Below are 26635 nucleotides of genomic sequence, written 5' to 3' on the forward strand. Positions count from 1 at the left end.
AGTCGCGCACCAGTGGTGTGCAGTTCGGTGACGTCCGCTGTTACAGCGCGGTTGCACGTTAACACTTGCGAGGGTTGCAATGATGGCAGGCGCTGGTTGCTCCTTGTCTAGGCGTGTTGGTGTCACTTGTCGTGCGGCAGACGGTTGCACGCTCAGTAAAGAAAAGGCCGCCGGTCGCCTCTGTCCACCCCTTGTCGTGTGTTTTCCCGGAAGACAAAACCACTGGCACGGCCCTTGCTCGGAGCACAGGGCTGAGAAGTTGTAGTGCCAACCAAAAAAATATTCTAGGAGCACCACCTCATGTCGCAGACGTTTTACAAGAAAGGTTTCCTGGCACTGGCGGTAGCCACCGCACTGGGTGTTTCTTCGTATGTTCAGGCCGACATCAAGATCGGCGTCGCGGGCCCGATGACCGGAGCCAACGCAGCGTTTGGCGAGCAGTACATGAAAGGTGCGCAGGCCGCGGCCGACGTGATCAACAAGGCTGGCGGCGTCAACGGCGAGCAGATCGTCCTGGTCAAGGGCGATGACGCTTGTGAACCGAAACAGGCCGTGGCCGTGGCCAACCGCCTGGTCGACCAGGACAAGGTGGCGGGCGTGGTCGGTCACTTCTGTTCCTCCAATACCATCCCCGCTTCCGAGGTTTACGACGAGGCCGGTGTGATCGCCATCACTCCCGGCTCCACCAACCCGCAGGTGACCGAGCGCGGCCTGTCCGCGATGTTCCGCATGTGCGGCCGTGACGACCAGCAGGGCATCGTCGCCGGCAACTACATTGTCGATGTGCTCAAGGGCAAGAAGGTGGTGGTGCTGCACGACAAGGACACCTATGGCCAAGGCCTGGCCGACGCGACCAAGGCGCAGCTTGAAAAGCGTGGCGTCAAACCCGTGCTGTACGAAGGCCTGACCCGTGGTGAGAAAGATTTCAGTGCCGTGGTCACCAAGATCCGTTCCGCGGGTGCCGACGTTGTCTACTTCGGCGGCCTGCACCCGGAGGCCGGCCCGCTGGTGCGCCAGCTGCGCGAGCAGGGGCTGAAAGACGTCAAGTTCATGTCCGATGACGGCATCGTCACCGACGAACTGGTCACCACCGCCGGTGGCGCGCAGTACGTCGAAGGCGTGTACATGACCTTCGGCGCCGACCCGCGCCTGCTGCCCGACAGCAAGGCGGTGGTCGAGGAGTTCCGCAAGAACGGCACCGAGCCTGAAGGCTACACCCTGTATGCCTACGCCTCGGTCCAGGCCCTGGCCGCCGCGTTCAACGGCGCCAAGTCGAACAAGGGCGAGGACGCCGCCAAGTGGCTCAAGGCCAACCCGGTCAAGACCGTCATGGGCGAGAAGAAGTGGGACCAGAAGGGCGACCTGACCGTCTCCGACTACGTGGTCTACCAGTGGGATGCCAAAGGCAAGTACCACCAGCTGGAAAAACAACAATAACAATGGCTGACGGCCCGGGCGCGCACTGCCCCGGGCCATAGCCCCGCGGTACCTGTCTTTGTCAGTAGATGTGCACAGTTCTGCGCTGCGAGGGCCGCTGCATCCGGGCCCTGCGTGGTCGGCGCTCGTGCAATCTCAATCAGGTGAGATTGCGTTATGGATGGTATTTTCCTGCAGCAACTGGTCAACGGCCTGACCCTCGGGTCGGTCTACGGCCTGATCGCCATCGGCTACACAATGGTCTATGGCATCATCGGCATGATCAACTTCGCGCACGGCGAGGTGTACATGATCTCCGCGTACCTCGCGGCGATCAGCCTGGCATTGCTGGCCTACTTCGGTATCGAGTCGTTTCCGCTGCTGATGCTGGGCACCCTGTTGTTCACCATCGTCGTCACTGGCGTCTATGGCTTCACCATCGAACGCATCGCCTACAAACCCCTGCGCAACTCCACCCGCCTGGCGCCCTTGATCAGCGCCATCGGCATTTCGCTGATCCTGCAGAACTACGCGCAGATCAGCCAGGGCGCCCGCCAGCAAGGCGTGCCGACCCTGCTCGAAGGCGCCATGCGCGTCGAAGTGGGCACCGGCTTCGTGCAGCTCACCTACACCAAGATCTTTATCCTGGTGGCCGCTTTCGTCGGCATGGGCCTGCTCACCTACGTGATCAAGTACACCAAGCTCGGGCGCATGTGCCGGGCCACGCAACAAGACCGCAAGATGGCCTCGATCCTGGGCATCAACACCGACCGGGTGATCTCCTACGTGTTCGTCATCGGCGCTGTGATGGCTGCGCTGGCGGGCGTGCTGATCACCATGAACTACGGCACCTTTGACTTCTACGCCGGCTTCATCATCGGCATCAAGGCCTTCACCGCCGCGGTGCTCGGCGGCATCGGCTCGCTGCCGGGAGCCATGCTTGGCGGGATCATCCTGGGGATTTCCGAATCGTTGTTCTCCGGCCTGATCAACTCCGACTACAAGGACGTGTTCAGCTTCTCGCTGCTGGTGATGATCCTCATCTTCCGTCCCCAAGGCCTGCTGGGTCGCCCGCTCGTGGCTAAGGTGTGAAACATGTCCGTTGCCAATACTGCCTCTGCTTCGCAAACCAAGGGTTTCGACCTTAAACGCAGCCTGCTGGAGACCATCGTCGCCGGCTTGCTGGCCCTTATCGTCTTCGGCCCCGTCGTCGGCGTGGTGCTCGATGGCTACACGTTCAACGCCGAACCCGCCCGCGTCGCCTGGCTGGTCGGCGGCGTGATGATCGGGCGTTTCATCCTCAGCCTGTTCCTGCAGACGCCGACCGGCCAACGCATGCTCCAGGGCTTCGACAGCGGTGGCTCGGGCGTGCATGTGCTGGCGCCGAACTACAAGTCGCGCCTGCGCTACATCATCCCGGCGCTGATCGTCATCGCCATCGTGTTCCCGATCTTCGCCAACAAGTACCTGCTGACCGTGGTCATCCTCGGCCTGATCTACGTGCTGCTGGGGCTGGGCCTGAACATCGTGGTCGGCCTGGCCGGCCTGCTCGACCTGGGTTATGTGGCGTTCTACGCCATCGGTGCCTACGGCCTGGCGCTGGGCTATCAATACCTGGGCCTGGGCTTCTGGAGCGTGCTGCCACTGGCGGCCATTGCCGCGGCGCTGGCGGGGTGCATCCTCGGCTTCCCGGTGTTGCGCATGCATGGCGACTACCTGGCCATCGTCACCCTCGGCTTCGGCGAGATCATCCGCCTGGTGCTGAACAACTGGCTGTCGTTCACCGGCGGCCCCAACGGCATGCCGGCGCCGTCGCCGACGTTCCTGGGCCTGGAGTTCGGCCGGCGGGCCAAGGACGGCGGGGTGCCGATCCACGAGTTCTTCGGCTTCGAATACAACGCCAACCTCAAGTTCGTGTTCATCTACGCGGTGCTGTTCCTGGTGGTGCTGGCGGTGCTGTACATCAAGCACCGGCTGACCCGCATGCCGGTGGGCCGCGCCTGGGAAGCCTTGCGCGAGGACGAGATCGCCTGCCGCTCGATGGGCCTGAACCACGTACTGGTCAAGCTTTCCGCGTTCACCCTCGGCGCGTCCACCGCAGGCCTTGCCGGGGTGTTCTTCGCCACCTACCAGGGCTTCGTCAACCCATCGTCGTTCACCTTCTTCGAGTCCGCGCTGATCCTGGCCATCGTCGTGCTCGGCGGCATGGGCTCGACCGTGGGCGTGGTGATCGCGGCGTTCGTGCTGACCGTGGCGCCGGAGCTGCTGCGCAGCTTCTCCGAGTACCGGGTGCTGCTGTTCGGCGTGCTGATGGTGCTGATGATGATCTGGCGACCGCGGGGGCTGATCCGCATCAGCCGTACCGGCGTGGTCCCGCGTAAAGGAGTGGCGCCATGAGCGACGAAGTCATTCTGTCTGTAGATAACCTGATGATGCAGTTCGGTGGGATCAAGGCGCTCAGCGATGTCAGCCTGCAGGTCAAACGCAACCAGATCTTCGCCCTGATCGGCCCCAATGGCGCTGGCAAGACCACGGTGTTCAACTGCCTCACGGGCTTCTACAAGGCCACCGGCGGGCGGATCGAACTGAACGTGCGCGGCAGCCATACCAACGTCATCCAACTGCTCGGCGAGCGCTTCCGGGCGGCGGACTTCGTTTCGCCGGCACGCTTTGCCAACCGCCTGTACTACAAGATGTTCGGTGGCACCCACCTGGTCAACCGTGCCGGCCTGGCGCGCACCTTCCAGAACATCCGCCTGTTCAAGGAAATGTCGGTGGTTGAGAACCTGCTGGTGGCCCAGCACATGTGGGTCAACCGCAACCTCCTGGCCGGGGTGCTCAATACCCCGGGCTACCGCAAGGCCGAGAGCGATGCCCTCGACCATGCGTTCTACTGGCTGGAGGTGGTCGACCTGGTGGACTGCGCCAACCGCCTGGCCGGCGAGCTGTCCTACGGCCAGCAGCGTCGCCTGGAGATTGCCCGGGCGATGTGCACGCGGCCGAAGATCATCTGCCTGGACGAACCGGCTGCCGGCCTCAACCCCCAGGAAACCGAAGCGCTGAGCCGCATGATCCGTGTGCTGCGCGACGAGCATGACATCACCGTGGTGCTGATCGAGCACGACATGGGCATGGTCATGAGCATCTCCGACCACATCGTCGTGCTCGACCACGGCAACGTGATCGCCGAAGGATCACCGCAGGATATCCGCCACAACCCGACGGTGATTGCCGCCTACCTGGGTGCCGACGAAGAGGAACTGACATGAGCGCGCCCATTCTCGAGCTGAAGGACCTGGATGTGTTCTATGGGCCGATCCAGGCCCTGAAGAAGGTCTCGATGCACATCAACGAAGGCGAGACGGTCAGCCTGATCGGCGCCAACGGCGCGGGCAAGTCCACGCTGTTGATGTCGATCTTCGGCCAGCCGCGCGCGGCATCCGGGCAGATCGTCTATCGCGGTACCGACATCACCCGCAAGTCGTCGCACTACATCGCGTCCAATGGCATCGCCCAGTCCCCGGAGGGGCGTCGCGTGTTCCCCGACATGACCGTCGAGGAAAACCTGATGATGGGCACCATCCCGATCGGCGACAAGCATGCAGATCAGGACATGCAGCGCATGTACGAGCTGTTTCCGCGGCTCAAGGAACGGCGCAACCAGCGGGCCATGACCATGTCCGGGGGGGAGCAGCAGATGCTGGCGATTGCCCGGGCGCTGATGAGCCGGCCCAAGCTGCTGCTGCTCGATGAGCCGTCGCTGGGCCTGGCGCCGATCGTGGTCAAGCAGATCTTCTCGACCCTGCGCGAGCTGGCGCAGACTGGGATGACCATCTTCCTGGTCGAGCAGAATGCCAACCATGCGTTGAAGCTGTCGGACAGGGCCTATGTGATGGTCAACGGGCAGATCCGCATGACCGGGACGGGACAGGAGCTGTTGGTCAACGAGGAGGTGCGTAACGCCTACCTGGGCGGGCACTGAAGTAAATCGCGGGGCAAGTCGGTGCGGCAACCCGACTTGCCCCGCTATGCGTTTTATGCCTTTCAGCACATGTGGACAACTTGTCGCATATCTTTCTCGAAGCACTCCACAACTCCCACCCAAGCCATTGTTTCCACAGCTGGAAAACTTTCCACGGATTATGTGGAACCGCCTGTGGAAAACATGGTGGCACCTTGCTCAAGCCCTTGTGTAGCAACGCTTCCAAGGATCTGTTCGTTTTTTGATCAGGTCTTGCTTGTGCATGATCTATCGAGGGTTTTTAGCAGTAGCGCGGTTCATCCACAGTTGTTCGGATTCTGTGGATAAGTCTGTGAAAAAACTTTGGACAGACCGCCGCAGACGGCAGGCTGAAAGCGTTGCGCCATCACGGGCAGATGTCCACAGCAGGCAAAGGTTCCCTGGAGCCGACGAGTTGCCCCCAATCTGTGGGGAAAGCCTTGTGGATAAGATGCGCATAGCCTGACGAAAGCCCGCAATCACGGGGCTTTTCAGCGTCTGTACGTTTTTTGACCAGTCGCTGAAACGGTTGTCGACAACGCTTGCGCCGGGCATGCTGCAAGCCCCGCCGAGTACACCCAAGGATAAGAGCATGACATCAACAGTATTCATCACTGGCGCGACCTCCGGTTTCGGTGAAGCCACCGCCCGCCGTTTCGCCGATGCCGGCTGGAAGCTGGTGCTCACCGGTCGCCGCAAGGAGCGCCTGGATGCGCTGTGCCAAGAACTTTCGGCAAAGACCGAGGTGCATGGGCTGGTGGTCGATGTGCGTGATCGCCAGGCCATGGAGGCCGCCATCGCCACCCTGCCGCCGAGCTTCGACAAGCTCCAGGGCCTGGTCAACAATGCCGGCCTGGCATTGGGTGTGGATGCGGCGCAGAACTGCAGCCTGGACGACTGGGAAACCATGGTCGACACCAACATCAAGGGCCTGATGTACACCACCCGCCTGTTGCTGCCGCGCCTGATCGCCCACGGGCGCGGCGCGTCGATCCTCAATGTCGGTTCGGTCGCGGGTAACTACCCGTACCCGGGCGCGAATGTGTATGGCGGCACCAAGGCTTTCGTCGGCCAGTTCTCGCTGAGCCTGCGCTGCGACCTGCGCGGCACTGGCGTGCGGGTCAGCAACATCGAGCCGGGACTGTGCGAAAGCGAGTTCTCGCTGGTGCGTTTCGGCGGCGACCAGGCAAAGTACGACGCTACCTACGCCGGTGCCGAGCCGATCCAGCCGCAGGACATCGCCGAGACCATCTTCTGGATCCTCAACCAGCCGGCGCATATCAACATCAATAGCCTTGAGCTGATGCCGGTTAGCCAGGACTGGGCAGGGTTCTCGATCGACCGGTCGGCTAAAGGTTGATTCGCTGATGATCGCGGGGCAAGTCGCATCGGCGCACCGCCCCGCGATAGCGTCAGGTCAGGCGCTGCAGACCTTCGAGGCAAGTCGCCAAATGATAGGGCGTGGTCGACGGCATGTCATGGCGGCTCACCGCCCCCTCGCCATCGCGGCACTCATGCCAGCCGCCTTCATGCAGGAAGCGTGACTCCAGCGCCGTGAGTTGCTCAAGCAGCCGCGCCTCGCTTCCCGGCCGCAGGGCCAGTGCCCGCAGGTACTCCGCCTGGGCCCAGATACGCTGTGTCGCGTCGATCACCTTGCCGTCCACATCCAGCGTCGCCAGCACCGCAGCATCCTTTACGCCGCACTGTTCGGCGAAGTCGAAGGCCCGCTCGATGGAGGCATGCAGCGCAGTACCGCGCAGCAACCCGGAAGTGTCGAGCAGGTAGAACCATTCGAACTGGTGGCCCGGCTCAAACCAGTTATCCACAGCCCCGCGCGGCTTCTCCAGCATCAGACCATGGGCCGGTTCGACGAACTGCGCCTGCAGCGCTTCGCACAACTGCAGCAGCGATTGGCGAACGTCGTCGTCCTCACGTACGGCCAGCACCTGCAGGAAGGCCTCGGCCAAGTGCATCTGCGGGTTCTGCAGCGGGCCGCTGCCCAGGTCTGACCAATCCTCACCCAGGCTGGCCTCGTACAGGCCATCGTCGCGGGCGAACTGCTCGTGGATCACTTCGAGGGCGCCATTGAGCGTGGCCTCCACCAGCCCTTCGCCGACCTTGCCCAGGTAATGGGCGCAAGCGAAGACGATGAAGGCGTGGGTGTAGAGGTCCTTGCGCCGGTCCAGCGGCCTGCCCTGGGAGTCGATGCTGTAGAACCAACCGCCGTGTTCGGCGTCATGGAAGTGCTTCTGCAACGAACGGAACAATGCCGCGGCGCGTTCGGCGGCGCCAGGTTGTTCGATGCGGTTGCTGAACAGGTACAGCTGGCGGGCGCAGGCCATGGCCCGGTAGCGTTGCACTGGCAGTGGCCGGTGCTGGGTGTCCAAAGCTTCGTACGGTAGGGCCATGTCGGCGTTCCAGCCCGGGCCTTGCCACAGCGGCACGATGCGCTCGGCGAAGTGCTGTTGGAAACGGGTCAGTGCGGGGCGGGGGTCGGACATGGTGGCGCTCGTGGACGGTCGGGCAGGGCGCCATGGTAGCAGAAGTGGCCATCGGTTCGTGGGAACGGGCAGCGTGGGAGGGGGGGGGGGGGGGGGGGGGTGGGGGGGGGGCGGGTGCGCCCCCCCCCCGCTCGGGGGGGGGGGGGGGGGGCCCGCCCCCCCCCCCCCCCCCCCCCCCCCCCCCCCCGCTCCCATGATCCTGTTTGGGCAAAAGCGTCAGGCTGGATTGCCCAGCCCCTGCCAATGCCGAGCGCCGACAAAAATGAAGCGCAGTTGCTGGGTGATCTTTTCCTGTGCCGTCAGTGCCTGTGCATGGCCCGGTTCGGGGCTGTCGATCAGCTCGGGCAGGGTGGCGAACACGGTCTTGACCACCAGGTCGGCCATCACCGCCAGGGCGGCGCCGTCCAGGTGCCGCCAGCGCGGCATGCGCGCAAGGTCGGTGGCCAGGTCGGTGCTGATGTCCTGGCGCAGGCGGGCGATGGCCTGGCGCACCGGTTGCGAGCCGCCGTACTGCTCGCGGGCGAGGAACAGGAACTGCGCGCGGTGGGCGGCGACCACGTCGAGGAAGATGCGCACCGAGGCATCGGTGATGCCACCCAGTTCGAATTCGTTATGGCGCACCAGGCGGATGGTCTGGCGGAAGGTGGTGTCCACCTCGGCGACCAGGGCCAGGCCCAGGGCATCCATGTCAGGGAAGTGGCGGTAGAAGCCGGTGGGCACGATGCCGGCGGCCTTGGCCACCTCGCGCAGGCTGATGCTGCCGAAACCCCGGCCGCTCTCCATGAGCAGGCAGGCGGCATCCAGCAGGGCCTGGCGGGTTTGTAGCTTCTGTTCGGCGCGCGGCAGCATGGGGCAGGCTTCTATGACGGTACGGCTGGGCATTCTGGATAGAAAAACGAAGCCCGGTCAATGGACCGGGCTTGGAGGGGAGCAGCTACCGCACGGAGGGTTGTTGTTTTCGGCCATGGCGATCAGCTCACACGGCTGAGTTCGACCAGGCGATCCGAGCCACCCTCGGCTACACGGTTGTTGCGTTCGTTGAGGCGATCGGAGCCACCTTCGGCGACGCGGTCGTTGCGTTCGATCAGGCGATCGGAGCCACCTTCGGCGACACGGTCATTGCGTTCGATCAGGCGATCAGAGCCACCCTCGGCGACACGGTCGTTGCGTTCGATCAGGCGATCCGAACCACCCTCGGCGACACGGTCATTGCGTTCGATCAGGCGATCAGAGCCACCTTCGGCAACACGGTTGTTACGTTCGAGCAGGCGTTCGGCACCGCCTTCGGCCACGCGGCCTGCACGTTCCTGCAGGCGCTCGGCGCCACCTTCTGCCAGGGTGTTCAGCGGTTGGCTGACGGTGATGGTGCTGGAGCGCGACTCGGCGCTCAGGTGCTGGTCTTCGGCTGGCAGGGCGAAGGCGTTGGCAGCAAGTACGGACAGGGTCAGGCTCAGCAGCAGATGGCGTTTCATGATTCGGTGCTCCTCTGGGGGGCTGGAAAGTGGGTACGGAGCCAATGCTACGCCCGGTAACTCCAGAGAAAAGTTCATCAGGATAATGGTAACAATCGACGGCATTGATACTGTGCGCGGAGCGCTCTGGCTCAATGTTTTCGGCGATGCGCCGAGCATTGAGGCAAGTCGACTCCCCGGTAACACTGCCACGCTCCGTAGACCAAAAGCTGAGAAAATCGTCAGGAAAATCTTGGTTATCATGCTGCGCGGATTAAACCCGGCGGGTTTTCATCAGTCCGACATAATGAGTGCCATCGTCGCGCCGCCTTCCAAGCAGTCAGGAGAATCACGCAATGACGCGCCCTGCCAGAATCATCGTCTGGACCTTCGCCACCCTGGCCACCCTGTTGGCAATCCTGGTGGTGGTGATCGCCACCTTCGACTGGAACCGCGTCAAGCCGCTGCTCAACGAGAAAGTCTCCGAAGCCCTGCACCGGCCTTTCGCGATCAACGGCAACCTCGCCGTGCACTGGCGCACCGAACCCGAGGAGGGTGGCTGGCGTGCCTTCGTGCCCTGGCCGCACTTCACCGCCGAAGACCTCACCCTGGGCAACCCCGAATGGCTCAAGGAGCCGCGCATGGTGGGCCTGGAGCGAGTGGATTTTCGCCTGGCGCCGCTGCCGCTGATCGTCCAGCGCATCAGCATCCCGCGCATCGACCTGGTCAAGCCCAGTGCCAGCCTCACCCGCCTGGCCGATGGCCGGGCCAACTGGGTGTTCGACTTCGGGCCCAAGGATGAGCACGAGGAGCCGTCGAAGTGGGTGCTGGACATCGGCGCGATCGGCTTCGACCAGGGCAATGTCAGCTTCGACGACCAGACCCTGAAAACCAGCATGAAAGTGCAGGTTGATCCGCTGGGCAAGCCGATCCCGTTCAGCGATATCGTCGGCAAGGCCCGCGCCGAGAAAGCCGGCAATGCCCAGGACTATGCCTTCGGCTTCAAGGCCCAGGGGCGCTACAAGGGCCAGGCGGTTGCCGGCACCGGCAAGATCGGCGGCCTGCTGGCGCTGCAGGATGCCAGCCAGCCATTCCCGCTGCAGGCCGACGTGCGCATCGGCGATACCCACGTCGCCCTTGCCGGTACCCTGACCGACCCCCGCAACCTGGGCGCCCTCGACCTGCGCCTGAAGCTCTCCGGCAGCAGCCTGGGCAACCTCTACCCGCTGACCGGCGTGACCCTGCCAGACACGCCACCCTACGCCACCGACGGCCACCTGAGCGCCAACCTGCATGCCGCCGAGGGCGCGCATTTCCGCTATGAAGGCTTCAACGGCAAGATCGGCGACAGTGATATCCACGGCGACCTGGCCTTCGTCGCCAGCCAGCCCCGGCCGAAACTGTCCGGCAACCTGGTCTCCAACCAACTGCTGTTCAAGGACCTGGCACCGCTGATCGGCGCCGATTCGAACGCCGATCAGAAGGCCCGGGGCGGCGCCAGCAAGCAGCCGGCCAACAAGGTGTTGCCGGTAGAGGAGTTCCGCACCGAGCGCTGGCGGGCGATGGATGCCGATGTGACCTTCGCCGGCAAGCGCATCGTGCACAGCGAGAAACTGCCGTTCAATGACCTATCTGCCCATGTGATTCTCGAGGACGGCCTGCTGCGCCTGGAACCGCTGCGCTTTGGCGTGGCCGGGGGCAACCTCGATTCCAACATCCGCCTGGACGGGCGCAGCACGCCGCTGCAGGGGCGTGCCCAGCTCACCGCCCGGGGCTTCAAGCTCAAGCAATTGTTCCCCAGCTTCGCGCCCATGCAGACCAGCTTCGGCGAGCTCAACGGCGACGCCGATATCAGTGGCAGGGGCAACTCGGTGGCGGCGCTGCTCGGTACTTCCAACGGCGACCTGCGCCTGCTGATCAACGATGGCGCCATCAGCCGCAGCCTGATGGAGATCGCTGGGCTCAACGTGGGCAACTACGTGATCGGCAAGCTGTTTGGCGATGAGGAAGTGAAGATCAACTGTGCCGCAGCCGATGTCGGCATCAAGGAGGGCCTGGCGACCACCCGCCTGTTCGTCTTCGATACCGAGAACGCGATCATCTACATCGACGGCACGGCCAATTTCGCCAGCGAGCAACTGGACCTGAAGATCACCCCGGAATCGAAAGGGCTGCGGCTGTTCTCGCTGCGGTCGCCATTGTACGTGCGCGGGCCGTTCGCCAAGCCCAGTGCCGGTGTGCAGGCAGTGCCGCTGGCGCTGCGTGGCGCGGGGATGGTGGCGTTGGGGGTGGTGGCGGGGCCTGCGGCGGGGCTGCTGGCGCTGATCGCGCCGAGCAGCGGGGATGTGCCCAACCAGTGCACGCCGTTGTTGCAGCAGATGCGCGCCGGCAAGGCGCCGGCGGCGGTGAAGGCCAAGAAGTAGGGGCGCTGCGCGCCCCCAATATTTACAACCCCTGCAACAGATCCGACATATCGTCGGCGTGCTCTTCTTCCTGGGCCAGGATGTCTTCGAAGATGCGCCGAGTGGTCGGGTCTTTATCACCGATGTACTGGATGATCTCGCGGTAGCTGTCGATGGCGATCCGTTCGGCCACCAGGTCCTCCAGCACCATCTCCTTCAATGAACTGCCCGCCACGTACTGGGCATGGGAATTCTTGGTCAGGTTGTCGGGGTTGAAGTCTGGCTCGCCGCCCAATTGCACGATGCGCTCGGCCAGCTTGTCGGCATGCTCGGCTTCCTGGGTGGCGTGCTCGAGGAACTCCGTGGCGGCGACGCTGGCCTTGATACCGCTGGCCATGAAGTAGTGACGCTTGTAGCGCAGCACGCAGACCAGCTCGGTGGCCAGCGACTCGTTGAGCAGGCGCAGGATCTTCTCGCGATCGGCGTGGTAACCCTCGGTCACCGCGCCTTGCTCGACATGCTGACGGGCACGTTCGCGCAGGGTTTTCACATCGGTCAGTTCAACGCTCATGTTCATCTCCGAAAGGATCAGGGTAGTCATGGGGTGTCATGCGCCGTGGACGGCGTCGCTGTCTTCCTGGCGTTGCTTGCAGGTCTTGAAGCCCTTGGCGTCGACATGGCCGGTGGCGTCGAAGCGCACGTAATAGGGCTGTTGCTGGCCATCGCGGTTGAGGATGTAGTCGTTGCAGGTGCCGCCGTGGGGCAGGTCGCTGACATTCGAAGGGCTGCCGCCGATGGCGATGACCTTCTGCATGGTCATGCCGTGCTCCACCTGCTTGACCAGCGGCTCGTCGCGGTAGGTGACGTAGTCCACCGGGTTTTCCGGGCGGCTGCCGCAGGCGGCGAGGGTGGCGCTTGCCAGAAGGATGGCCAGGGTCTGCTTGTACATGGTCCCGCTCCTTGCTCAGGGTCTGTTCTGCTTGGAACCGCGCAGCACGCCGGGAGTTCGATTGCGAATGACACAGGGCGCGCTGTAGTGTGGGCCGGTCGTCCATGGAAGAGGGCAGGGTGATGAGTCAGGAACTGGCCACGCGTTATCCACTGGTGCTGGTGCCGGGCATGCTCGGTTTCGTGCGGGCGCTGCTGTATCCCTACTGGTTCGGCATTGTCCCGGCGTTGCGCCGGGGCGGCGCGCAGGTGTATCCGGTGCAGGTGTCGCCGCTGCATTCCAGCGAGGTGCGCGGCGAGCAACTGTTGATCATCATCGAGGACATCTGCCGGCGAACGGGGGCCGAGAAGGTCAACCTGATTGGCCACAGCCAGGGCGCGCTCAGTGCCCGCTATGCGGCGGCGAAGCGGCCAGGCCGGGTGGCCTCGGTGACCTCGGTGGCCGGCCCCAACCATGGCTCGGAACTGGCCGACCACCTTGAACGCACGGCGCCGGGCCACTCCGCCAAGGGGCGCCTCCTCAAGGCCGTGCTGCATGGTTTCGCCGTGCTGCTGGGCTGGCTGGAGACCGGCTGGCGCCGGGATCCGCTGCCGATCGACGTGCATGCCTCGCACCAGTCGCTGACCAGCGCCGGGGTGGCGCTGTTCAACCAGGCTTATCCACAGGGGCTGCCCGAGGTCTGGGGCGGCGAGGGGCCGGCCGAGGTGAACGGCGTGCGTTACTACTCCTGGTCAGGCACCTTGCAGCCGGGCCGCACCGACCAGGGGTTGAACCGCTTCGACGGCAGCAATCGCTTCTGCCGTCTGTTCGCCCGTAGCTTCGTGCGCGAGAAGGGTCACTGCGACGGCATGGTCGGGCGCTTCAGCTCGCACCTGGGCCAAGTGATCGGCGACGACTATCCGCTCGATCACCTGGACATCGTCAACCAGTCCCTCGGCGCCGTGGGCAAGGGAGCCGAGCCGGTGCGGCTGTTCAGCGAACATGCTGCGCGGCTCAAGGCCGCGGGGTTGTGACCGTGCGCCGTACTGGCGTTGTCCAGCGCTCGGCCAGCAGCACGCCGACCAGTGTCAGCAAGCCGCCAACCAGGTGATAACTGGCCAGTTGCTCGTCCAGCACCACGGCGGCGATCACCGCCGTGACCACCGGCAGCAGGTTGAAGAACAGCGTGGTGCGGCTCGGGCCAAGGCGATGCACGGCCTGCATCCATACCCGCGGCGCCACCATCGAGGCCAGCAGGCCGGCATACAGCACGAGGCCGAAGTTGTGGCCGTTCAGCCCGGTCTTCGGTGACAGCACGAACAGCGGCAGCAGCACCAGGATAGCCACCAGCACCTGCAGGTAGAGCAACTGCAGCGGCGGCAGGCGCAGCTGCCATTTCTTCAGCAGGAAGCTGTACAGCGCATAGGCGAGGGTGGCCACCAGCATCATCAGGTCGCCACTGTTCAGGCCCTGATGTAGCAGCGTGCCAGGGTGCCCGGCCGAGACAACTTCGAGCACACCGAAGAACGACACGATCGCGCCCAGCAGCGCGCCGTAGCTCAGGCGCTGGCCCAGCCAGGCGATGGACAGGGCCAGTGACATCAGCGGCATCAGCGAGAGAATGATGCCCATGTTGGTGGCGCTGGTGATGCTGGCGGCGAAGTACGCCAGGCTCTGGTAGATGGCCATGCCCAGCACGCCCAGCACGAACACCTTGCCCAGATGCGGGCGGATCGCCGCGCGATTGCGCCAGACCTGGGGCAGCAGGAAGGGCGTGAACAGCAGGCCGGCCAGCAGCCAGCGGTAGAAGCCGATCTCTGCCGGGAAGATGGCCCCCGCGGACATCTTGGTGACCACGGTGTTGCCGGCCCAGATGAGGATGGCGATGAGGGGGAAGAGGTAGTTCATTGGGACTCTCAGGTAGCGGGTGTCCCCTGCGGGAGCGGGCTCGCTCCTGCAGGGAGGGTATGACGGCGGGTATTATCGCTTGTCTGCTTGCATGCTTATACTTCCATCCAGACAACCTACCCCGCGAAGCAGACAGCATGGCCCGCAAGTACCTCGACATTCCGCGCTTCGACCAGCTCCCGGCCCCGGTGTACTTTCGCTACGACGAATTCGGTGCCGACACCCACAGCGCCCCGCACCGTCACCCCTGGGGCCAGCTCAACTACGCGTCCCATGGTCTGATGCACCTGGACGTCGAAGGCCAGCGCTTCATCTCGCCGCCGCACTACGCCGTGTGGGTACCGCCGGATACCGAGCATGGCTGCTACAACCCCCAGGCCATCGTCTACCGCTCGGTCTACCTTGACCGCAGCCTGTGTGCCGGCCTCCCGGCGCAACCCTGCAGCCTGGTGATCAGCGACATCCTCAAGGCGATCCTTGGCGACTTCGCCCGCCGTGACCTGCGCGTCGCCCGGGACGACCGTGACCAGCGCCTGGCACAGGTGCTGCTGGACCAGTTGCACCTGGCGCAGACCCAGACCTGCTACCTGCCCTTCGCCCGCAGCGACAGCCTGCGCCAGGTGCTTGAAGGATTGCATGACGAACCCGGCGACAACCGCCCGCTGGCTCACTGGGCCGGGCAGGTGCATGTCAGCGAGCGCACCCTGGCGCGGCAGTTCCTGCGTGAACTGGGAATGAGCTTCGGCGAATGGCGCCTGCGTCTGCGCTTTCTGCGCGCCATCGAGGCGCTCGAGGCAGGTACCGCGATCCAGTCCATCGCCTTCGACCTCGGCTACAGCAGCGCCTCGGCCTTCATAGCCATGTTCCAGCGCCAGGCCCGGTGCACCCCGGAACAGTACCGACGGCGAGCGCGGACAGAGATGTAAAAATTCTTGTCTACACTCAGCAGCGACGAGCGCGCATCCGGCGCGCAGGCAAGGAGACCACGCCATGAAGCTGCTGCACGTACCCCTGCTGGTGTTGGGCATGATGATCGCGGGGCAAGGATTTGCCGCCACCGCGCAACAGGAAAAGATGAAGACCTGCAACGCCGATGCCACTGCCAAGGCGCTCAAGGGCGACGAGCGCAAGGCATTCATGAGCACCTGCCTCAAGGCCAAGCCCGCCGCCACTCAGCAGGAAAAAATGAAAACCTGCAACGCCGACGCCACCACCAAAGCGCTCAAGGGCGATGAACGCAAGACCTTCATGAGCGACTGCCTGAAGAAGAAATGACCTGCGCCTATGCCTCTGCCGTGAAGGCTGGCAGACTGCGGAACTTTCCGCTGTCTGCCGTCGAGGCTGTATGACCTTCACCCCCCGCCAGATCACCCTTGCCAGCCTGCTCATCGTTGTCGCCGGCCTGCTGCTGGCGTTGCCGCTGAAACTGCTGCCCAGCTTGCTCGCCGGCCTGCTGGTATTCGAGCTGGTCAACATGCTGACGCCGCGCCTGCAACCGCTGATCGCTGGGCAGCGCGCACGCTGGCTCGCTGTGGCGCTGCTTGGCACCCTGGTAGTGAGCACATTGACCCTGCTGATCGCCGGCGCCTTCAGTTTCCTGTTGCATGAGGCCGAGAACCCCGGCGCCTCGCTGGACAAGTTCATGGGTTTGGTCGAGCGTGCGCGGGGCCAGTTGCCGCCGTTCATCGACGCCTACCTGCCGGCCAGTGCGGCCGAGTTCAAGGTGGCCATCGGCGATTGGCTCAAGAGTCACCTGAGCGAGTTGCAGCTCGTGGGCAAGGGCATGGCGCACATGTTCGTGACCCTGTTGATCGGCATGATCCTCGGCGCCATCGTCGCCCTGCAGCGCATCCCCGACATTTCCCGGCGCAAGCCCCTGGCCGCTGCCTTGTTCGAGCGCCTGAGCCTGCTGGTTCAGGCATTTCGCAACATCGTCTTCGCGCAGATCAAGATCTCGCTGCTCAACACCTTCTTTACCGGCATCTTCCTCGCCGTGGTGTTGCCGCTGTTCGGCGTGCACCTGCCGCTGACCAAGACCCTGATCGTGCTGACCTTCCTGCTCGGGCTGCTGCCGGTGATCGGCAACCTGATGTCCAACACCCTGATCACCATCGTTGGCCTGTCGCTGTCGATCTGGGTGGCGATGGCGGCGCTGGGCTATCTGATCGTGATCCACAAGGTCGAGTACTTCCTCAACGCGCGGATCGTCGGCGGGCAGATCAGTGCCAAGGCCTGGGAGCTGTTGCTGGCGATGCTGGTGTTCGAGGCGGCGTTCGGCCTGCCGGGGGTGGTGGCGGGGCCGATCTACTACGCCTACTTGAAGAGCGAGTTGAAGCGGGCGGAGCTGGTCTGAGGATCACCAGGGCCGCAAAGCGGCCCCAAATCGATCAGAGCACGCCGTAACGCTTGCGCGCCTCGATCGCCAGGCCGCTGCCAATGCTGCCGAAGATATTGCCTTCCACATGCCGCGCATTGGGCAGCATCGCCGCCACGCTGTTGCGCAGCGCCGGAATGCCGCTGGAGCCGCCGGTGAAGAACACCGTGTCCACCTGGCTCTCGCTCACGCCGGCCTTGGCCAGCAATTCGCTCACACTGCCGCGCACGCGCTCGAGCAAACCGTCAATTGCATCTTCGAACAGTGCCCGGGTCAGCTCGGCCGACAGCTGCGGTTCGATCCGGCCAAAGTCGATGCTCCGGCTGTCGCGCTCGGTCAGCTCGATCTTGCTGGCTTCCACCTCCATCGCCAGCCAGTGCCCGGCGCGCTGCTCGATCAGCTTGAACAGGCGGTCGATGCCGAGGGTGTCCTCGATGTCATAGCGCATGCTGCCCAGGGCCAGCTGCGACTTCTGCGCATACAGGGCGTTGATGGTGTGCCAGGTGGCCAGGTTGAGGTGGTAGCTGGTGGGCATCAGCGCGCCGCTCTTCATCCGGCTGCCGTAGCCGAACAGCGGCATCACGCCCTGCAGGCTCAGTTGCTTGTCGAAGTCGGTACCGCCGATGTGCACGCCGCCGGTGGCGAGGATGTCGTCATGGCGCTCGGCCACCAGGTGGCGCTCGGGCGACAGGCGGATCAGGGTAAAGTCCGAGGTACCACCGCCGATATCGACAATCAGTACCAGCTCTTCACGGCTGATGCCCGACTCGTAGTCGAAGGCCGCGGCGATCGGTTCGTACTGGAACGACACGTCCTTGAAGCCGATCTTGCGCGCAACTTCCGCCAGGGTATCCTCGGCTTCCTGGTCGGCGGCCGGGTCCTCGTCGACGAAGAATACCGGGCGGCCCAGCACCACCTGGTTGAATTCGCGGCCGGCATCGGCTTCGGCGCGCTTTTTCAGTTCGCCGATGAACATGCCCAGCAGGTCCTTGAACGGCAGGGCGCTGCCCAGCACGCTGGTGTCGTGCTTGATCAGCTTGGAGCCCAGCAGGCTCTTGAGCGAGCGCATCAGGCGGCCTTCGTAGCCCTCCAGGTACTCGTGCAGGGCCAGGCGGCCATACACCGGGCGACGTTCCTCGATGTTGAAGAAGACCACCGACGGCAGGGTGATCTTGCCGTCTTCCAGGGCGATCAGCGATTCGGCGCCAGGGCGGTGCCAGCCGACCGTGGAGTTGGAGGTGCCGAAGTCGATGCCGAGGGCACGGGCCGGGGATACGTCAGACATGGAGAAAGCTTCCGGAGGCAAAACGGCCGCGCAGTTTATGCCGTTCTGCGGCTAAATCAAGACCGGTCGTCTGCGATAGCGCAACCCCGGATGAACCTTGAAAGGCTATGCTTGACCCCAATCTTCAGTAGCAATACGTACATTCACATCGGTGATCCATAGATGGACTTCAAAGACTATTACAAGATACTCGGCGTCGAGGCGAGCGCGGACGAGAAGGCGATCAAGGCCGCTTACCGCAAGCTCGCGCGCAAGTATCACCCGGATGTCAGCAAGGAGCGTGACGCCGAGGACAAGTTCAAGGAGGCCAACGAGGCCTACGAAGTGCTTGGCGACAAGGACAAGCGCGCCGAGTACGACGAGATCCGCAAGTATGGCGGCCAGCATGGCCGGCCTTTCCAGGCACCGCCTGGCTGGCAGTCCCGTGGCGGCAATGGCGGCGGCGGTGGCTTCGAGGGCGGCGATTTTTCCGATTTCTTCAGCTCGATCTTCGGCGCCCGGGGTGGCAACCCCTTCGGTGGCGGCGGTGGCCGGCAACAACGCAGTACCGGCAGGCGAGGGCAGGACGTGGAACTGGAGTTGGCGGTGTTCCTCGAGGAAACCCTGAACAAGGAATCCAAGCAGATCAGCTTCCAGGTGCCGCAGACTAACGCTGCCGGCCAGCGCACCGGGTTCACCACCAAGACCCTGAACGTGAAGATCCCTGCCGGGGTGACCGACGGCGAGCGCATCCGCCTCAAGGGCCAGGGCGCGCCGGGCGTGGGCGGTGGCGCCAATGGCGACCTGTTCCTGACCATCCGCATGGCACCGCACCCGCTGTTCGATGTCGAAGGCCATGACCTGATCATCACCGTGCCGCTGGCACCGTGGGAAGCGGCGCTCGGCGCTAAGGTGGCCGTGCCGACCCTGACCGGCAAGATCAACCTGACCATCCGCCCCGACAGCCAGAGCGGCCAGCGCCTGCGGGTCAAGGGCATGGGCCTGTTGAACAAGCAGGGCGAGCGCGGCGACCTGTACGCCCAGCTCAAGGTGGTCATGCCCGCCCAGTCCGACGCCGCCGCGCGCGAACTGTGGACCCAGCTCTCCGAGAAAGCCGCGTTCAATCCGAGGACTCAATGGAGTAAGTGATCATGAGCAGCACCCTGATCGTTCAACTGGACATGCGTACCCTGTGCCAGGAGGCCAATGTATCGGCCGACTGGGTGATCGAGATCGTCGAGCACGGTATTGTCGAACCGTCAGGGCGAACGCCCGAGGAGTGGGTGTTCGATGACCGCGCGCCGGTGACGCTGAAGCGCGCGGTGAAGCTGCATCAGGAGCTGGAGTTGGAGTGGGAAGGGGTGGCGCTGGCGCTGGAACTGTTGGAAGAGGTGCAGCAGTTACGCAGTGAGAACAGCATGTTGAAGCAGCGGTTGGGCAGGTTTACCCAGATATAAGAGTAAAAGCATCGCGGGGCAAGCCCGCTCCCACGCCAGGCATCGAGGTGCTTCGTGGGAGCGGGCTTGCCCCGCGATTGCATCAACGCCGTTCTGAAGCCGGCGCCAGGACCTTGAAATACAACGCTGTTGCCCGGTACACCCCTTCCGGTCCGCAGGCATAATCCGGAATCTCCCCCGCCTTGCTGTACCCCTGCGCCCGATAGAACGCCTCGGCCCCAGACCCCGCCTCGGTATCGAGAAACAGCATCCCCCGCCCGATCCGCCGCGTCTCGGCCTCCAGGGCCCCCATCAACTGCTGCCCCAGCCCACGCCGCCGAGCATCGCTGTGCACCAGCAACTTCTGCACCTCGGCCCGGTTCAGCCCATTGGGCTTCAGGCACAACCCCAACTGCACGCTGCCCAGCACTTCCTGCCCCTGGGCAATGACCCAGAGCAGTTGCTCGCCACCGGCCATTTTTGCCTTCACCTCATCGAAGTAGGTCTTGGCCTGCTGCTCGTCGATATCGGCCAGAAACCCCACCGACGCGCCCTGGCGCACCGCATTCAGCAAAAGGGCCACCAGCCCGTCGCGGTAGTACGCCAGGCCTTCGTGGGTGACGCGGTGCAGCTGGGCGGTGTTCATTGGCTTCAGGTCCTTGAAGGGGGAAGGGTGTTGTCATCCAGGTAAAGCTGCATGAAGGTCAGGTCCAGCCAGCGCCCGAACTTCACCCCCACCTGCGGCATCTGCCCGGTGATGCTGAAGCCCAGGCGTTCGTGCAGGCGGATCGACGCGGCATTGCCGCTCTCGATGGCGGCGACCATCACATGTTTGTCGCAGTGGCGCGCGCGCTCGATCAGCGCGTCCATCAACACCGGGCCCAGGCCCTTGCCGCGTTGGTCGCCACGCACGTACACCGAATGCTCGACGGTGTGGCGAAAGCCCTCGAACGGCCGCCAGTCGCCAAATGAGGCATAGCCCAGCACGCCGCTGTCGTCCACCGCCACCAGGATCGGATAGCCCTGCTGCGCACGGGCCTCGAACCAGGCCTGGCGGTTGCCCAGGTCCACGGGGGTTTCGTTCCAGATCGCCGTGGTGTTGGCCACGGCGTCGTTGTAGATGTCGAGGATGCCCGGCATGTCGTCGATCAGGGCGTCGCGGATCTGGTAACTCATGACAGCGTCTCGCAAGGGAAGTGGCTGCAGATTAAATGGTAACCAGGCCGCGCACACCTTCGGCCTGCATGTTTTCACCCCGGCCGCGCTGGACGATCTCACCGCGGGCCATGACCAGGTACTGGTCGGCCAGCTCCTCGGCGAAGTCGTAGAACTGCTCCACCAGCAGGATGGCCATGTCGCCCCGGTCGGCGAGCGTGCGAATCACCGCGCCGATTTCCTTGATCACCGACGGCTGGATGCCTTCGGTGGGCTCGTCGAGGATCAGCAGGCGCGGGCGGCTGGCCAGGGCGCGGCCGATGGCCAGCTGTTGCTGCTGGCCACCGGAGAGGTCGCCGCCACGGCGTTGCTTCATCTGCTCCAGCACCGGGAACAGTTCGTAGATGAAGGCTGGCACTTCCCGGGCCTCGCGGGCGGGGAACCGCGACAGGCCCATCAGCAGGTTTTCCTCGACGGTCAGGCGCGGGAAGATTTCGCGGCCCTGCGGCACGTAGCCGATGCCGGCCTGGACCCGTTGCTGGGGCTTGAGCGTGGTAATGGGTTTGCCTTCCCATTCCACGCGGCCCTCGCGGGCCGGCAGCAGGCCCATCAGGCAACGCAGCAGGGTGGTCTTGCCCACGCCGTTGCGGCCCAGCAGGCAGGTGACCTCGCCGACCTTGGCCTCGAAGGACAGGCCGCGCAGGATGTGGCTGCCGCCGTAGTATTGGTGCAGGGTGTCGATTTTCAGCATGTTCTGCCCTTGAGTCGTTCAATTCGTGGGAGCGGGCTTGCCCCGCGATAGCGTCAGGCCTGGGAATGATGTTGGCCGGGCGGACGCAATCGCGGGGCAAGTCGCATCGGCGCACCGCCGCTCCCACGCCACCCTCACAGGCCTATCTACCGAGATACACCTCGACCACCCGCTCATCCTCCTGCACCTGCGCCAGCGACCCTTCCGCCAGCACACTCCCCTGGTGCAGCACCGTCACATGGTCGGCAATGCTGCCGACGAAGCCCATGTCATGTTCCACCACCATCAGCGAATGCCTGCCCGCCAAGGAGCGGAACAGCTCGGCGGTGAACGCGGTCTCGGCATCGGTCATCCCCGCCACCGGCTCGTCGAGCAGCAGCAACCTCGGCTCCTGCACCAGTAGCATGCCGATCTCCAGGAACTGCTTCTGCCCGTGGGACAGCAACCCCGCCTGGCGCTGGGCCAGGGGCAGCAGCCGCAAGGTGGTCAGCACCTCGTCGATGCGCTGGCGCTGCTCGCCGCTCAAGCGTGCCAGCAGGCTGGCCCACACCGACTTGTCGGCCTTGAGCGCCAGCTCCAGGTTCTCGAACACCGTCAACGCCTCGAACACCGTGGGCTTCTGGAATTTGCGGCCGATGCCGGCCTGGGCGATCTGGCATTCGCTCATGCGGGTCAGGTCGAGGGTGTCGCCGAAAAACGCGGTCCCCGTGTCGGGCCGAGTCTTGCCGGTGATCACGTCCATCATCGTGGTCTTGCCGGCGCCGTTGGGGCCGATGATGCAGCGCAACTCACCGACGCCGATGTACAGGTTCAGGTCGTTGAGCGCCTTGAAGCCGTCGAAACTGACGCTGATGCCCTCCAGGCTCAGCACCGTGCCGTGGCGGGTGTCGAGCCCAGTCTCGCGGCGCCGACCGAGGCCGATCGCCTCGCGACCGCTGCCGATCTGGTCGAAGATCGGCTCCAGCATGAATTCCGGATGCACCGGGGGCACGCTTCTCATGGCTGGCTCCTTTTCTTCACAAGGCCGACCACGCCCTTGGGCAGGTACAGGGTGACGAGGATGAACAGCGCGCCGAGGAAGAACAGCCAGAACTCGGGGAACGCCACGGTGAACCAGCTCTTCATGCCATTGACCAGGCCGGCGCCGAGCAGAGGCCCGATCAACGTGCCGCGCCCGCCCAGGGCCACCCACACGGCGGCCTCGATGGAGTTGGTCGGCGACATCTCGCTGGGGTTGATGATGCCCACCTGCGGCACGTACAGCGCCCCGGCCAGGCCGCACAGCACGGCGCTGAGCACCCATACCAGCAGCTTGAAGCCACGCGGGTCGTAGCCGCAGAACATCAGGCGGTTCTCGGCGTCACGCACGGCAGTGAGCAGGCGCCCGAACTTGCTCTGGGTCAGGCGCCAGCACAGGAACAGGCTGCCCAGCAGCAGGCCGACCGTGAGCAGGAACAGCACGGCCCGGGTGCCCTGGGCGGCGATGTCGAAACCGACGATGGTGCGGAAGCTGGTGAAGCCGTTGTTGCCGCCAAAGCCTGTCTCGTTGCGGAAGAACAGCAGCATCCCGGCGAAGGTCAGGGCCTGGGTCATGATCGAGAAATACACGCCCTTGATCCGCGAGCGGAAGGCGAAGAAGCCGAACACCAGCGCCAGCAGCCCCGGCGCCAGCACCACCAGGCACAGCGCCCAGGCGAAATGCTGGGTGCCGGCCCAGTACCAGGGCAGCTCGCTCCACGACAGGAAGGTCATGAACCCCGGCAGGCCGTCGCCGGCCGCCTGGCGCATCAGGTACATGCCCATGGCGTAGCCGCCCAGGGCGAAGAACAGGCCATGGCCGAGCGACAGCAACCCGGCGTAGCCCCAGACCAGGTCCAGGGCCAGGGCGACGATGGCGTAGCAGAGGACCTTGCCGACCAGGGTCAGGGTGTAGGCCGAGACCTGCAAGGCGTGCCCGTCGGGCAGCAGCGACAGCAGCGGCAGGGCCAGCAGCACCAGGACGACAACGGCGCCGACGGCCATTGAAACCCGGGTGCCGGCCTTGCGCGTGGCAGTGACAATCAATGGCTGGTTCATCAGTCGATTACCCGTCCCTTGAGGGCGAACAGGCCTTGCGGGCGCTTCTGGATGAACAGAATGATCAGCGCAAGGATGAGGATCTTGCCCAGCACCGCACCGATCTGCGGCTCCAGCAGTTTGTTGGCGATGCCCAGTCCGAAGGCCGCCCACAGGCTGCCAGCCAGTTGGCCGACACCGCCGAGCACCACCACCAGGAACGAGTCGATGATGTAGCTCTGGCCCAGGTCCGGCCCCACGTTGCCGACCTGGCTCAAGGCCACGCCGCCGAGCCCGGCGATGCCTGAGCCGAGGCCGAAGGCGAGCATGTCGACGCGGCCGGTGGACACCCCGCAGCAGGCGGCCATGTTGCGGTTCTGGGTGACCGCGCGCACGTTCAGGCCCAGCCGCGTGCGGTTGAGCAGCAGCCAGGTGAGCAGCACCACGGCGAGGGCGAAGCCGATGATCACCAGGCGGTTGTACGGCAGCACCAGGTTGGGCAGCACCTGGATGCCGCCGGACAGCCAGGCCGGGTTGCTTACCTCGACGTTCTGCGCGCCGAAGAGCAGGCGCACGGCCTGGATCAGGATCAGGCTGATGCCCCAGGTGGCCAGCAGGGTCTCCAGCGGGCGGCCATACAGGTGGCGGATCACCGTGCGCTCCAGGGCCATGCCGACCCCGGCGCTGACGGCGAAGGCCACCGGCAGGGCGATCAGCGGGTAAAACTCGATGGCACCGGGGGCATAGCGCTGCAGCAGCACCTGGACCATATAGGTGCTGTAGGCGCCGAGCATCAGCATCTCGCCGTGGGCCATGTTGATCACCCCGAGCAGGCCGAAGGTGATCGCCAGGCCCAGTGCCGCCAGCAGCAGAATCGAGCCCAGCGACAGACCGCTGAAGGCCTGGCCGAGCAGTTCGCCCACCAGCAGCTTGCGCTGTACCTGGGCCAGGCTGGTTTCGGCGGCGGTGCGCACGGCTGCGTCGGTTTCGGCGTCGGGTTGTAGTAGCGCTTCAAGCCGGGTGCGGGCCAGCGGGTCACCGGTTTCGCCGAGCAGACGCACGGCGGCCAGACGCACTGCCGGGTCGCTGGCGCCCAGTTGCAGGTTGGCCAGGGCCAGGCCGAGGGCCGCGTGCACGGCGGCGTCGGGTTCGGCGGCGAAGCGCCGGTCGAGGAAGGCCATCTGTGCCGGCTGGGCGCTTTTCTGCAACTGCTGGGCGGAGGCCAGGCGGATTGCGCTGTTGTCGCTGAGCAGCTGGTGGCTGGCCAGGGCGTTGTCGATCAGGCCGCGCAGGCGGTTGTTCAGGCGTAGTTTGCGGGTGTCATTTTCAGCGATGCGGCCCTGGCGCAGGTTGTCCAGCAGCGGCAGGCGGGCGGCGTCGGGTTGCGCGGCCCAGGTTTCGAGCAGGCGCGCCTGTTCGGCGGGTTTGGCGCTGAGGAAGAATTCGCCTTCGCTGGCTTGGGTGGCCAGGGGCAGTAGCAGTAGAAAGGTGAGCAGGAGTCTGAGCATGCGGGCCATCCTGGAAATCGGCGGTGGATTCATCGCGGATGAATCCGCTCCTACACGGACCTGTAGGAGCGGATTTATCCGCGATAGGGCTGCGCAGCAGCCCCAGTGCACTCAGTTACCCTTCACCGCATAATCCGGCCGCTTGTCATTCCCCGGAATGAACGGGCTCCACGGCTGCGCCCGCAACGGCTCTTCTGTCTGCCAGACCACACTGAACTGCCCGTCATCCTGGATCTCGCCGATCATTACCGGCTTGTGCAGGTGGTGGTTGCTCTTGTCCATGGTCAGGGTGAAGCCCGACGGTGCCTTGAAGCTCTGCCCGGCTAACGCTTCACGTACTTTGTCGACGTCCGTGGACTTGGCTTTCTCGGCGGCCTGCGCCCACATGTGAATGCCCACGTAGGTGGCTTCCATCGGATCGTTGGTCACCGCCTTGTCGGCCCCGGGCAGGCCCTTGGCCTTGGCGTAGGCCTTCCAGTCGGCGACGAACTTCTGGTTCACCGGGTTATCCACCGACTCGAAGTAGTTCCACGCCGCCAGGTGGCCCACCAGCGGCTTGGTGTCGATGCCGCGCAGCTCTTCTTCACCCACCGAGAACGCCACCACCGGCACATCGGTGGCCTTCAGCCCCTGGTTGGCCAGCTCCTTGTAGAACGGCACGTTGGAGTCGCCGTTGACCGTGGAGATCACCGCTGTCTTGCCGCCCGCCGAGAACTTCTTGATGTTGGCGACGATGGTCTGGTAATCGCTGTGGCCGAACGGCGTGTAGACCTCTTCGATATCCTTGTCGGCCACGCCCTTGCTGTGCAGGAATGCGCGCAAGATCTTGTTGGTGGTGCGCGGGTAGACGTAGTCGGTGCCCAGCAGGAAGAAGCGCTTGGCGCCGCCACCGTCCTCGCTCATCAGGTATTCCACCGCAGGGATCGCCTGCTGGTTGGGCGCCGCGCCGGTGTAGAACACGTTCGGCGACATCTCTTCACCCTCGTATTGCACCGGGTAGAACAGCAGGCCATTGAGCTCCTCGAACACCGGCAGCACCGACTTGCGCGACACCGAGGTCCAGCAGCCGAACACCACCGCCACCTTATCCTGGGTCAGCAACTGGCGGCTCTTCTCGGCGAACAGCGGCCAGTTGGACGCAGGGTCCACCACCACCGCCTCGAGCTGCTTGCCGTTGACCCCGCCCTTGGCGTTGATCTCGTCGATGGTCATCAGCGCCATGTCCTTGAGCGAGGTCTCGGAAATGGCCATGGTCCCGGAAAGCGAATGCAGGATGCCAACCTTGATGGTCTCGGCGGCCTGGATGCTCCAGCTCAGGCCCATCGCGGCGATCGATGCGCTGAGGGTAAAGGCCTTGATCAGACTGCGTCGCTTCATGTGCTCACTCCGATGTGATGGTGGGTGTTGGCCAGATCGGAGATTGCAAGGGCTGTGCCGAGCGATGGAATGTGCTTGGTAGAGCGGTTATGCGACGAATCGGGGCGCG

The 26635-nt window shown here is 64.5% G+C and carries 27 protein-coding genes; 13 read left to right on the forward strand and 14 right to left on the reverse strand.

Going from position 1 to position 26635, the window contains the following annotated elements; all coding sequences use genetic code 11:
* Positions 1–300: 300 nt before the first annotated feature.
* The 6 genes from OH705_RS13470 (at position 301) to OH705_RS13495 (ending at position 6776) form a co-directional block, all read left to right on the forward strand.
* On the forward strand, positions 301–1437 hold the full coding sequence (locus tag OH705_RS13470; RefSeq protein ID WP_094012219.1) for a branched-chain amino acid ABC transporter substrate-binding protein: 1137 nt from the start codon (positions 301–303) through the stop codon (positions 1435–1437).
* 156 nt (positions 1438–1593) lie between these two features.
* Positions 1594–2508, forward strand: a complete 915-nt coding sequence (locus OH705_RS13475) for an ABC transporter permease subunit (protein WP_019098910.1) — start codon at positions 1594–1596, stop codon at positions 2506–2508.
* Positions 2509–2511: 3 nt separating this feature from the next.
* Positions 2512–3813, forward strand: a complete 1302-nt coding sequence (gene livM, locus OH705_RS13480; RefSeq protein WP_046854015.1) for a high-affinity branched-chain amino acid ABC transporter permease LivM — start codon at positions 2512–2514, stop codon at positions 3811–3813.
* Complete coding sequence (locus OH705_RS13485) at positions 3810–4685, forward strand: ABC transporter ATP-binding protein (RefSeq protein ID WP_031314650.1); 876 nt, start codon at positions 3810–3812, stop codon at positions 4683–4685. Before livM ends, OH705_RS13485 begins: the two co-directional genes overlap by 4 nt.
* Complete coding sequence (locus tag OH705_RS13490; protein ID WP_023629375.1) at positions 4682–5398, forward strand: ABC transporter ATP-binding protein; 717 nt, start codon at positions 4682–4684, stop codon at positions 5396–5398. Before OH705_RS13485 ends, OH705_RS13490 begins: the two co-directional genes overlap by 4 nt.
* 610 nt (positions 5399–6008) lie before the next feature.
* Complete coding sequence (locus OH705_RS13495) at positions 6009–6776, forward strand: SDR family oxidoreductase (protein ID WP_110605598.1); 768 nt, start codon at positions 6009–6011, stop codon at positions 6774–6776.
* A gap of 52 nt (positions 6777–6828) precedes the next feature.
* Here the strand turns inward: OH705_RS13495 and OH705_RS13500 are convergent, their stop codons facing one another.
* The 3 genes from OH705_RS13500 to OH705_RS13510 form a co-directional block, all read right to left on the reverse strand.
* A complete protein-coding gene (locus tag OH705_RS13500) occupies positions 6829–7917 on the reverse strand; it encodes an AGE family epimerase/isomerase (protein WP_110605597.1) in 1089 nt (362 codons plus the stop codon).
* A gap of 216 nt (positions 7918–8133) precedes the next feature.
* Positions 8134–8766: a TetR family transcriptional regulator gene (locus tag OH705_RS13505; RefSeq protein WP_267302348.1), complete on the reverse strand. Its 633-nt coding sequence runs from the start codon at positions 8764–8766 to the stop codon at positions 8134–8136.
* Between the two features lie 122 nt (positions 8767–8888).
* Complete coding sequence (locus OH705_RS13510) at positions 8889–9389, reverse strand: hypothetical protein (RefSeq protein ID WP_023632183.1); 501 nt, start codon at positions 9387–9389, stop codon at positions 8889–8891.
* A 335-nt stretch (positions 9390–9724) separates the two neighbouring features.
* Here OH705_RS13510 and OH705_RS13515 point away from each other — a divergent pair, with 335 nt between their 5' ends.
* The gene (locus OH705_RS13515; protein ID WP_267302349.1) at positions 9725–11791 is read left to right on the forward strand and encodes an AsmA family protein; all 2067 of its coding nucleotides are present in this window, start codon (positions 9725–9727) and stop codon (positions 11789–11791) included.
* A gap of 22 nt (positions 11792–11813) precedes the next feature.
* Here the strand turns inward: OH705_RS13515 and OH705_RS13520 are convergent, their stop codons facing one another.
* On the reverse strand, positions 11814–12371 hold the full coding sequence (locus OH705_RS13520; RefSeq protein ID WP_094012224.1) for a ferritin-like domain-containing protein: 558 nt from the start codon (positions 12369–12371) through the stop codon (positions 11814–11816).
* A gap of 6 nt (positions 12372–12377) precedes the next feature.
* A complete protein-coding gene (gene osmE, locus OH705_RS13525; protein ID WP_023631201.1) occupies positions 12378–12719 on the reverse strand; it encodes an osmotically-inducible lipoprotein OsmE in 342 nt (113 codons plus the stop codon).
* Positions 12720–12841: 122 nt separating this feature from the next.
* Here osmE and OH705_RS13530 point away from each other — a divergent pair, with 122 nt between their 5' ends.
* Complete coding sequence (locus OH705_RS13530; RefSeq protein WP_267302350.1) at positions 12842–13732, forward strand: lipase family alpha/beta hydrolase; 891 nt, start codon at positions 12842–12844, stop codon at positions 13730–13732.
* On the opposite strand, the gene OH705_RS13535 is transcribed toward OH705_RS13530, so the two are convergent.
* Positions 13713–14606: a DMT family transporter gene (locus OH705_RS13535; protein WP_104444847.1), complete on the reverse strand. Its 894-nt coding sequence runs from the start codon at positions 14604–14606 to the stop codon at positions 13713–13715. The genes OH705_RS13530 and OH705_RS13535 overlap by 20 nt on opposite strands.
* A 137-nt stretch (positions 14607–14743) precedes the next feature.
* Between OH705_RS13535 and OH705_RS13540 the strand changes: the two genes are divergently transcribed.
* The 3 genes from OH705_RS13540 to OH705_RS13550 all read left to right on the forward strand — a co-directional run bounded on the left by OH705_RS13540 (position 14744) and on the right by OH705_RS13550 (position 16959).
* Positions 14744–15532, forward strand: coding sequence for an AraC family transcriptional regulator (locus OH705_RS13540; RefSeq protein WP_038706883.1), 789 nt, complete (start codon positions 14744–14746; stop codon positions 15530–15532).
* A gap of 64 nt (positions 15533–15596) precedes the next feature.
* Positions 15597–15881 (forward strand): PsiF family protein, encoded by a 285-nt coding sequence (locus tag OH705_RS13545; RefSeq protein ID WP_023630090.1) that lies wholly within the window; start codon positions 15597–15599, stop codon positions 15879–15881.
* 70 nt (positions 15882–15951) lie between these two features.
* Positions 15952–16959: an AI-2E family transporter gene (locus OH705_RS13550; protein ID WP_023630089.1), complete on the forward strand. Its 1008-nt coding sequence runs from the start codon at positions 15952–15954 to the stop codon at positions 16957–16959.
* Between the two features lie 34 nt (positions 16960–16993).
* On the opposite strand, the gene OH705_RS13555 is transcribed toward OH705_RS13550, so the two are convergent.
* Positions 16994–18265, reverse strand: coding sequence for an Hsp70 family protein (locus OH705_RS13555; RefSeq protein WP_267302351.1), 1272 nt, complete (start codon positions 18263–18265; stop codon positions 16994–16996).
* 162 nt (positions 18266–18427) lie between these two features.
* Here OH705_RS13555 and cbpA point away from each other — a divergent pair, with 162 nt between their 5' ends.
* Both cbpA and OH705_RS13565 read left to right on the forward strand, forming a co-directional pair.
* Positions 18428–19393, forward strand: a complete 966-nt coding sequence (gene cbpA / locus OH705_RS13560; RefSeq protein WP_267302352.1) for a curved DNA-binding protein — start codon at positions 18428–18430, stop codon at positions 19391–19393.
* 2 nt (positions 19394–19395) lie between these two features.
* Complete coding sequence (locus OH705_RS13565) at positions 19396–19701, forward strand: chaperone modulator CbpM (RefSeq protein ID WP_028688225.1); 306 nt, start codon at positions 19396–19398, stop codon at positions 19699–19701.
* 82 nt (positions 19702–19783) lie between these two features.
* Here OH705_RS13565 and OH705_RS13570 read toward each other — a convergent pair whose 3' ends face one another.
* The 7 genes from OH705_RS13570 to urtA form a co-directional block, all read right to left on the reverse strand.
* Complete coding sequence (locus tag OH705_RS13570) at positions 19784–20326, reverse strand: GNAT family N-acetyltransferase (protein ID WP_267302353.1); 543 nt, start codon at positions 20324–20326, stop codon at positions 19784–19786.
* Between the two features lie 5 nt (positions 20327–20331).
* Positions 20332–20856 carry a GNAT family N-acetyltransferase gene (locus OH705_RS13575; protein ID WP_028691303.1) on the reverse strand — a complete coding sequence of 175 codons (525 nt, stop codon included), beginning with the start codon at positions 20854–20856 and terminating at the stop codon, positions 20332–20334.
* Between the two features lie 31 nt (positions 20857–20887).
* Positions 20888–21586: an urea ABC transporter ATP-binding subunit UrtE gene (urtE, locus tag OH705_RS13580; protein WP_028691302.1), complete on the reverse strand. Its 699-nt coding sequence runs from the start codon at positions 21584–21586 to the stop codon at positions 20888–20890.
* Between the two features lie 142 nt (positions 21587–21728).
* Positions 21729–22586, reverse strand: a complete 858-nt coding sequence (gene urtD, locus OH705_RS13585) for an urea ABC transporter ATP-binding protein UrtD (protein WP_267302354.1) — start codon at positions 22584–22586, stop codon at positions 21729–21731.
* The gene (gene urtC / locus OH705_RS13590; protein WP_062572703.1) at positions 22583–23662 is read right to left on the reverse strand and encodes an urea ABC transporter permease subunit UrtC; all 1080 of its coding nucleotides are present in this window, start codon (positions 23660–23662) and stop codon (positions 22583–22585) included. Before urtC ends, urtD begins: the two co-directional genes overlap by 4 nt.
* The gene (gene urtB / locus OH705_RS13595; protein ID WP_267302355.1) at positions 23662–25149 is read right to left on the reverse strand and encodes an urea ABC transporter permease subunit UrtB; all 1488 of its coding nucleotides are present in this window, start codon (positions 25147–25149) and stop codon (positions 23662–23664) included. Before urtB ends, urtC begins: the two co-directional genes overlap by 1 nt.
* A gap of 111 nt (positions 25150–25260) precedes the next feature.
* Complete coding sequence (urtA, locus tag OH705_RS13600) at positions 25261–26526, reverse strand: urea ABC transporter substrate-binding protein (RefSeq protein WP_094012233.1); 1266 nt, start codon at positions 26524–26526, stop codon at positions 25261–25263.
* Positions 26527–26635 lie beyond the last annotated feature (109 nt).

Origin of the sequence: Pseudomonas sp. BJa3, assembly GCF_026343815.1 — a bacterium.
In the GTDB taxonomy this organism is placed as follows: domain Bacteria; phylum Pseudomonadota; class Gammaproteobacteria; order Pseudomonadales; family Pseudomonadaceae; genus Aquipseudomonas; species Aquipseudomonas soli.

Bases quoted from the DNA above. Each gene is read 5' to 3' on its own strand.
- OH705_RS13470 (WP_094012219.1), top strand. From the start codon at position 301: ATGTCGCAGACGTTTTACAAGAAAGGTTTCCTGGCACTGGCGGTAGCC.
- OH705_RS13475 (WP_019098910.1), top strand. From the start codon at position 1,594: ATGGATGGTATTTTCCTGCAGCAACTGGTCAACGGCCTGACCCTCGGG.
- livM (WP_046854015.1), top strand. From the start codon at position 2,512: ATGTCCGTTGCCAATACTGCCTCTGCTTCGCAAACCAAGGGTTTCGAC.
- OH705_RS13485 (WP_031314650.1), top strand. From the start codon at position 3,810: ATGAGCGACGAAGTCATTCTGTCTGTAGATAACCTGATGATGCAGTTC.
- OH705_RS13490 (WP_023629375.1), top strand. From the start codon at position 4,682: ATGAGCGCGCCCATTCTCGAGCTGAAGGACCTGGATGTGTTCTATGGG.
- OH705_RS13495 (WP_110605598.1), top strand. From the start codon at position 6,009: ATGACATCAACAGTATTCATCACTGGCGCGACCTCCGGTTTCGGTGAA.
- OH705_RS13500 (WP_110605597.1), bottom strand. From the start codon at position 7,917: ATGTCCGACCCCCGCCCCGCACTGACCCGTTTCCAACAGCACTTCGCC.
- OH705_RS13505 (WP_267302348.1), bottom strand. From the start codon at position 8,766: ATGCTGCCGCGCGCCGAACAGAAGCTACAAACCCGCCAGGCCCTGCTG.
- OH705_RS13510 (WP_023632183.1), bottom strand. From the start codon at position 9,389: ATGAAACGCCATCTGCTGCTGAGCCTGACCCTGTCCGTACTTGCTGCC.
- OH705_RS13515 (WP_267302349.1), top strand. From the start codon at position 9,725: ATGACGCGCCCTGCCAGAATCATCGTCTGGACCTTCGCCACCCTGGCC.
- OH705_RS13520 (WP_094012224.1), bottom strand. From the start codon at position 12,371: ATGACTACCCTGATCCTTTCGGAGATGAACATGAGCGTTGAACTGACC.
- osmE (WP_023631201.1), bottom strand. From the start codon at position 12,719: ATGTACAAGCAGACCCTGGCCATCCTTCTGGCAAGCGCCACCCTCGCC.
- OH705_RS13530 (WP_267302350.1), top strand. From the start codon at position 12,842: ATGAGTCAGGAACTGGCCACGCGTTATCCACTGGTGCTGGTGCCGGGC.
- OH705_RS13535 (WP_104444847.1), bottom strand. From the start codon at position 14,606: ATGAACTACCTCTTCCCCCTCATCGCCATCCTCATCTGGGCCGGCAAC.
- OH705_RS13540 (WP_038706883.1), top strand. From the start codon at position 14,744: ATGGCCCGCAAGTACCTCGACATTCCGCGCTTCGACCAGCTCCCGGCC.
- OH705_RS13545 (WP_023630090.1), top strand. From the start codon at position 15,597: ATGAAGCTGCTGCACGTACCCCTGCTGGTGTTGGGCATGATGATCGCG.
- OH705_RS13550 (WP_023630089.1), top strand. From the start codon at position 15,952: ATGACCTTCACCCCCCGCCAGATCACCCTTGCCAGCCTGCTCATCGTT.
- OH705_RS13555 (WP_267302351.1), bottom strand. From the start codon at position 18,265: ATGTCTGACGTATCCCCGGCCCGTGCCCTCGGCATCGACTTCGGCACC.
- cbpA (WP_267302352.1), top strand. From the start codon at position 18,428: ATGGACTTCAAAGACTATTACAAGATACTCGGCGTCGAGGCGAGCGCG.
- OH705_RS13565 (WP_028688225.1), top strand. From the start codon at position 19,396: ATGAGCAGCACCCTGATCGTTCAACTGGACATGCGTACCCTGTGCCAG.
- OH705_RS13570 (WP_267302353.1), bottom strand. From the start codon at position 20,326: ATGAACACCGCCCAGCTGCACCGCGTCACCCACGAAGGCCTGGCGTAC.
- OH705_RS13575 (WP_028691303.1), bottom strand. From the start codon at position 20,856: ATGAGTTACCAGATCCGCGACGCCCTGATCGACGACATGCCGGGCATC.
- urtE (WP_028691302.1), bottom strand. From the start codon at position 21,586: ATGCTGAAAATCGACACCCTGCACCAATACTACGGCGGCAGCCACATC.
- urtD (WP_267302354.1), bottom strand. From the start codon at position 22,586: ATGAGAAGCGTGCCCCCGGTGCATCCGGAATTCATGCTGGAGCCGATC.
- urtC (WP_062572703.1), bottom strand. From the start codon at position 23,662: ATGAACCAGCCATTGATTGTCACTGCCACGCGCAAGGCCGGCACCCGG.
- urtB (WP_267302355.1), bottom strand. From the start codon at position 25,149: ATGCTCAGACTCCTGCTCACCTTTCTACTGCTACTGCCCCTGGCCACC.
- urtA (WP_094012233.1), bottom strand. From the start codon at position 26,526: ATGAAGCGACGCAGTCTGATCAAGGCCTTTACCCTCAGCGCATCGATC.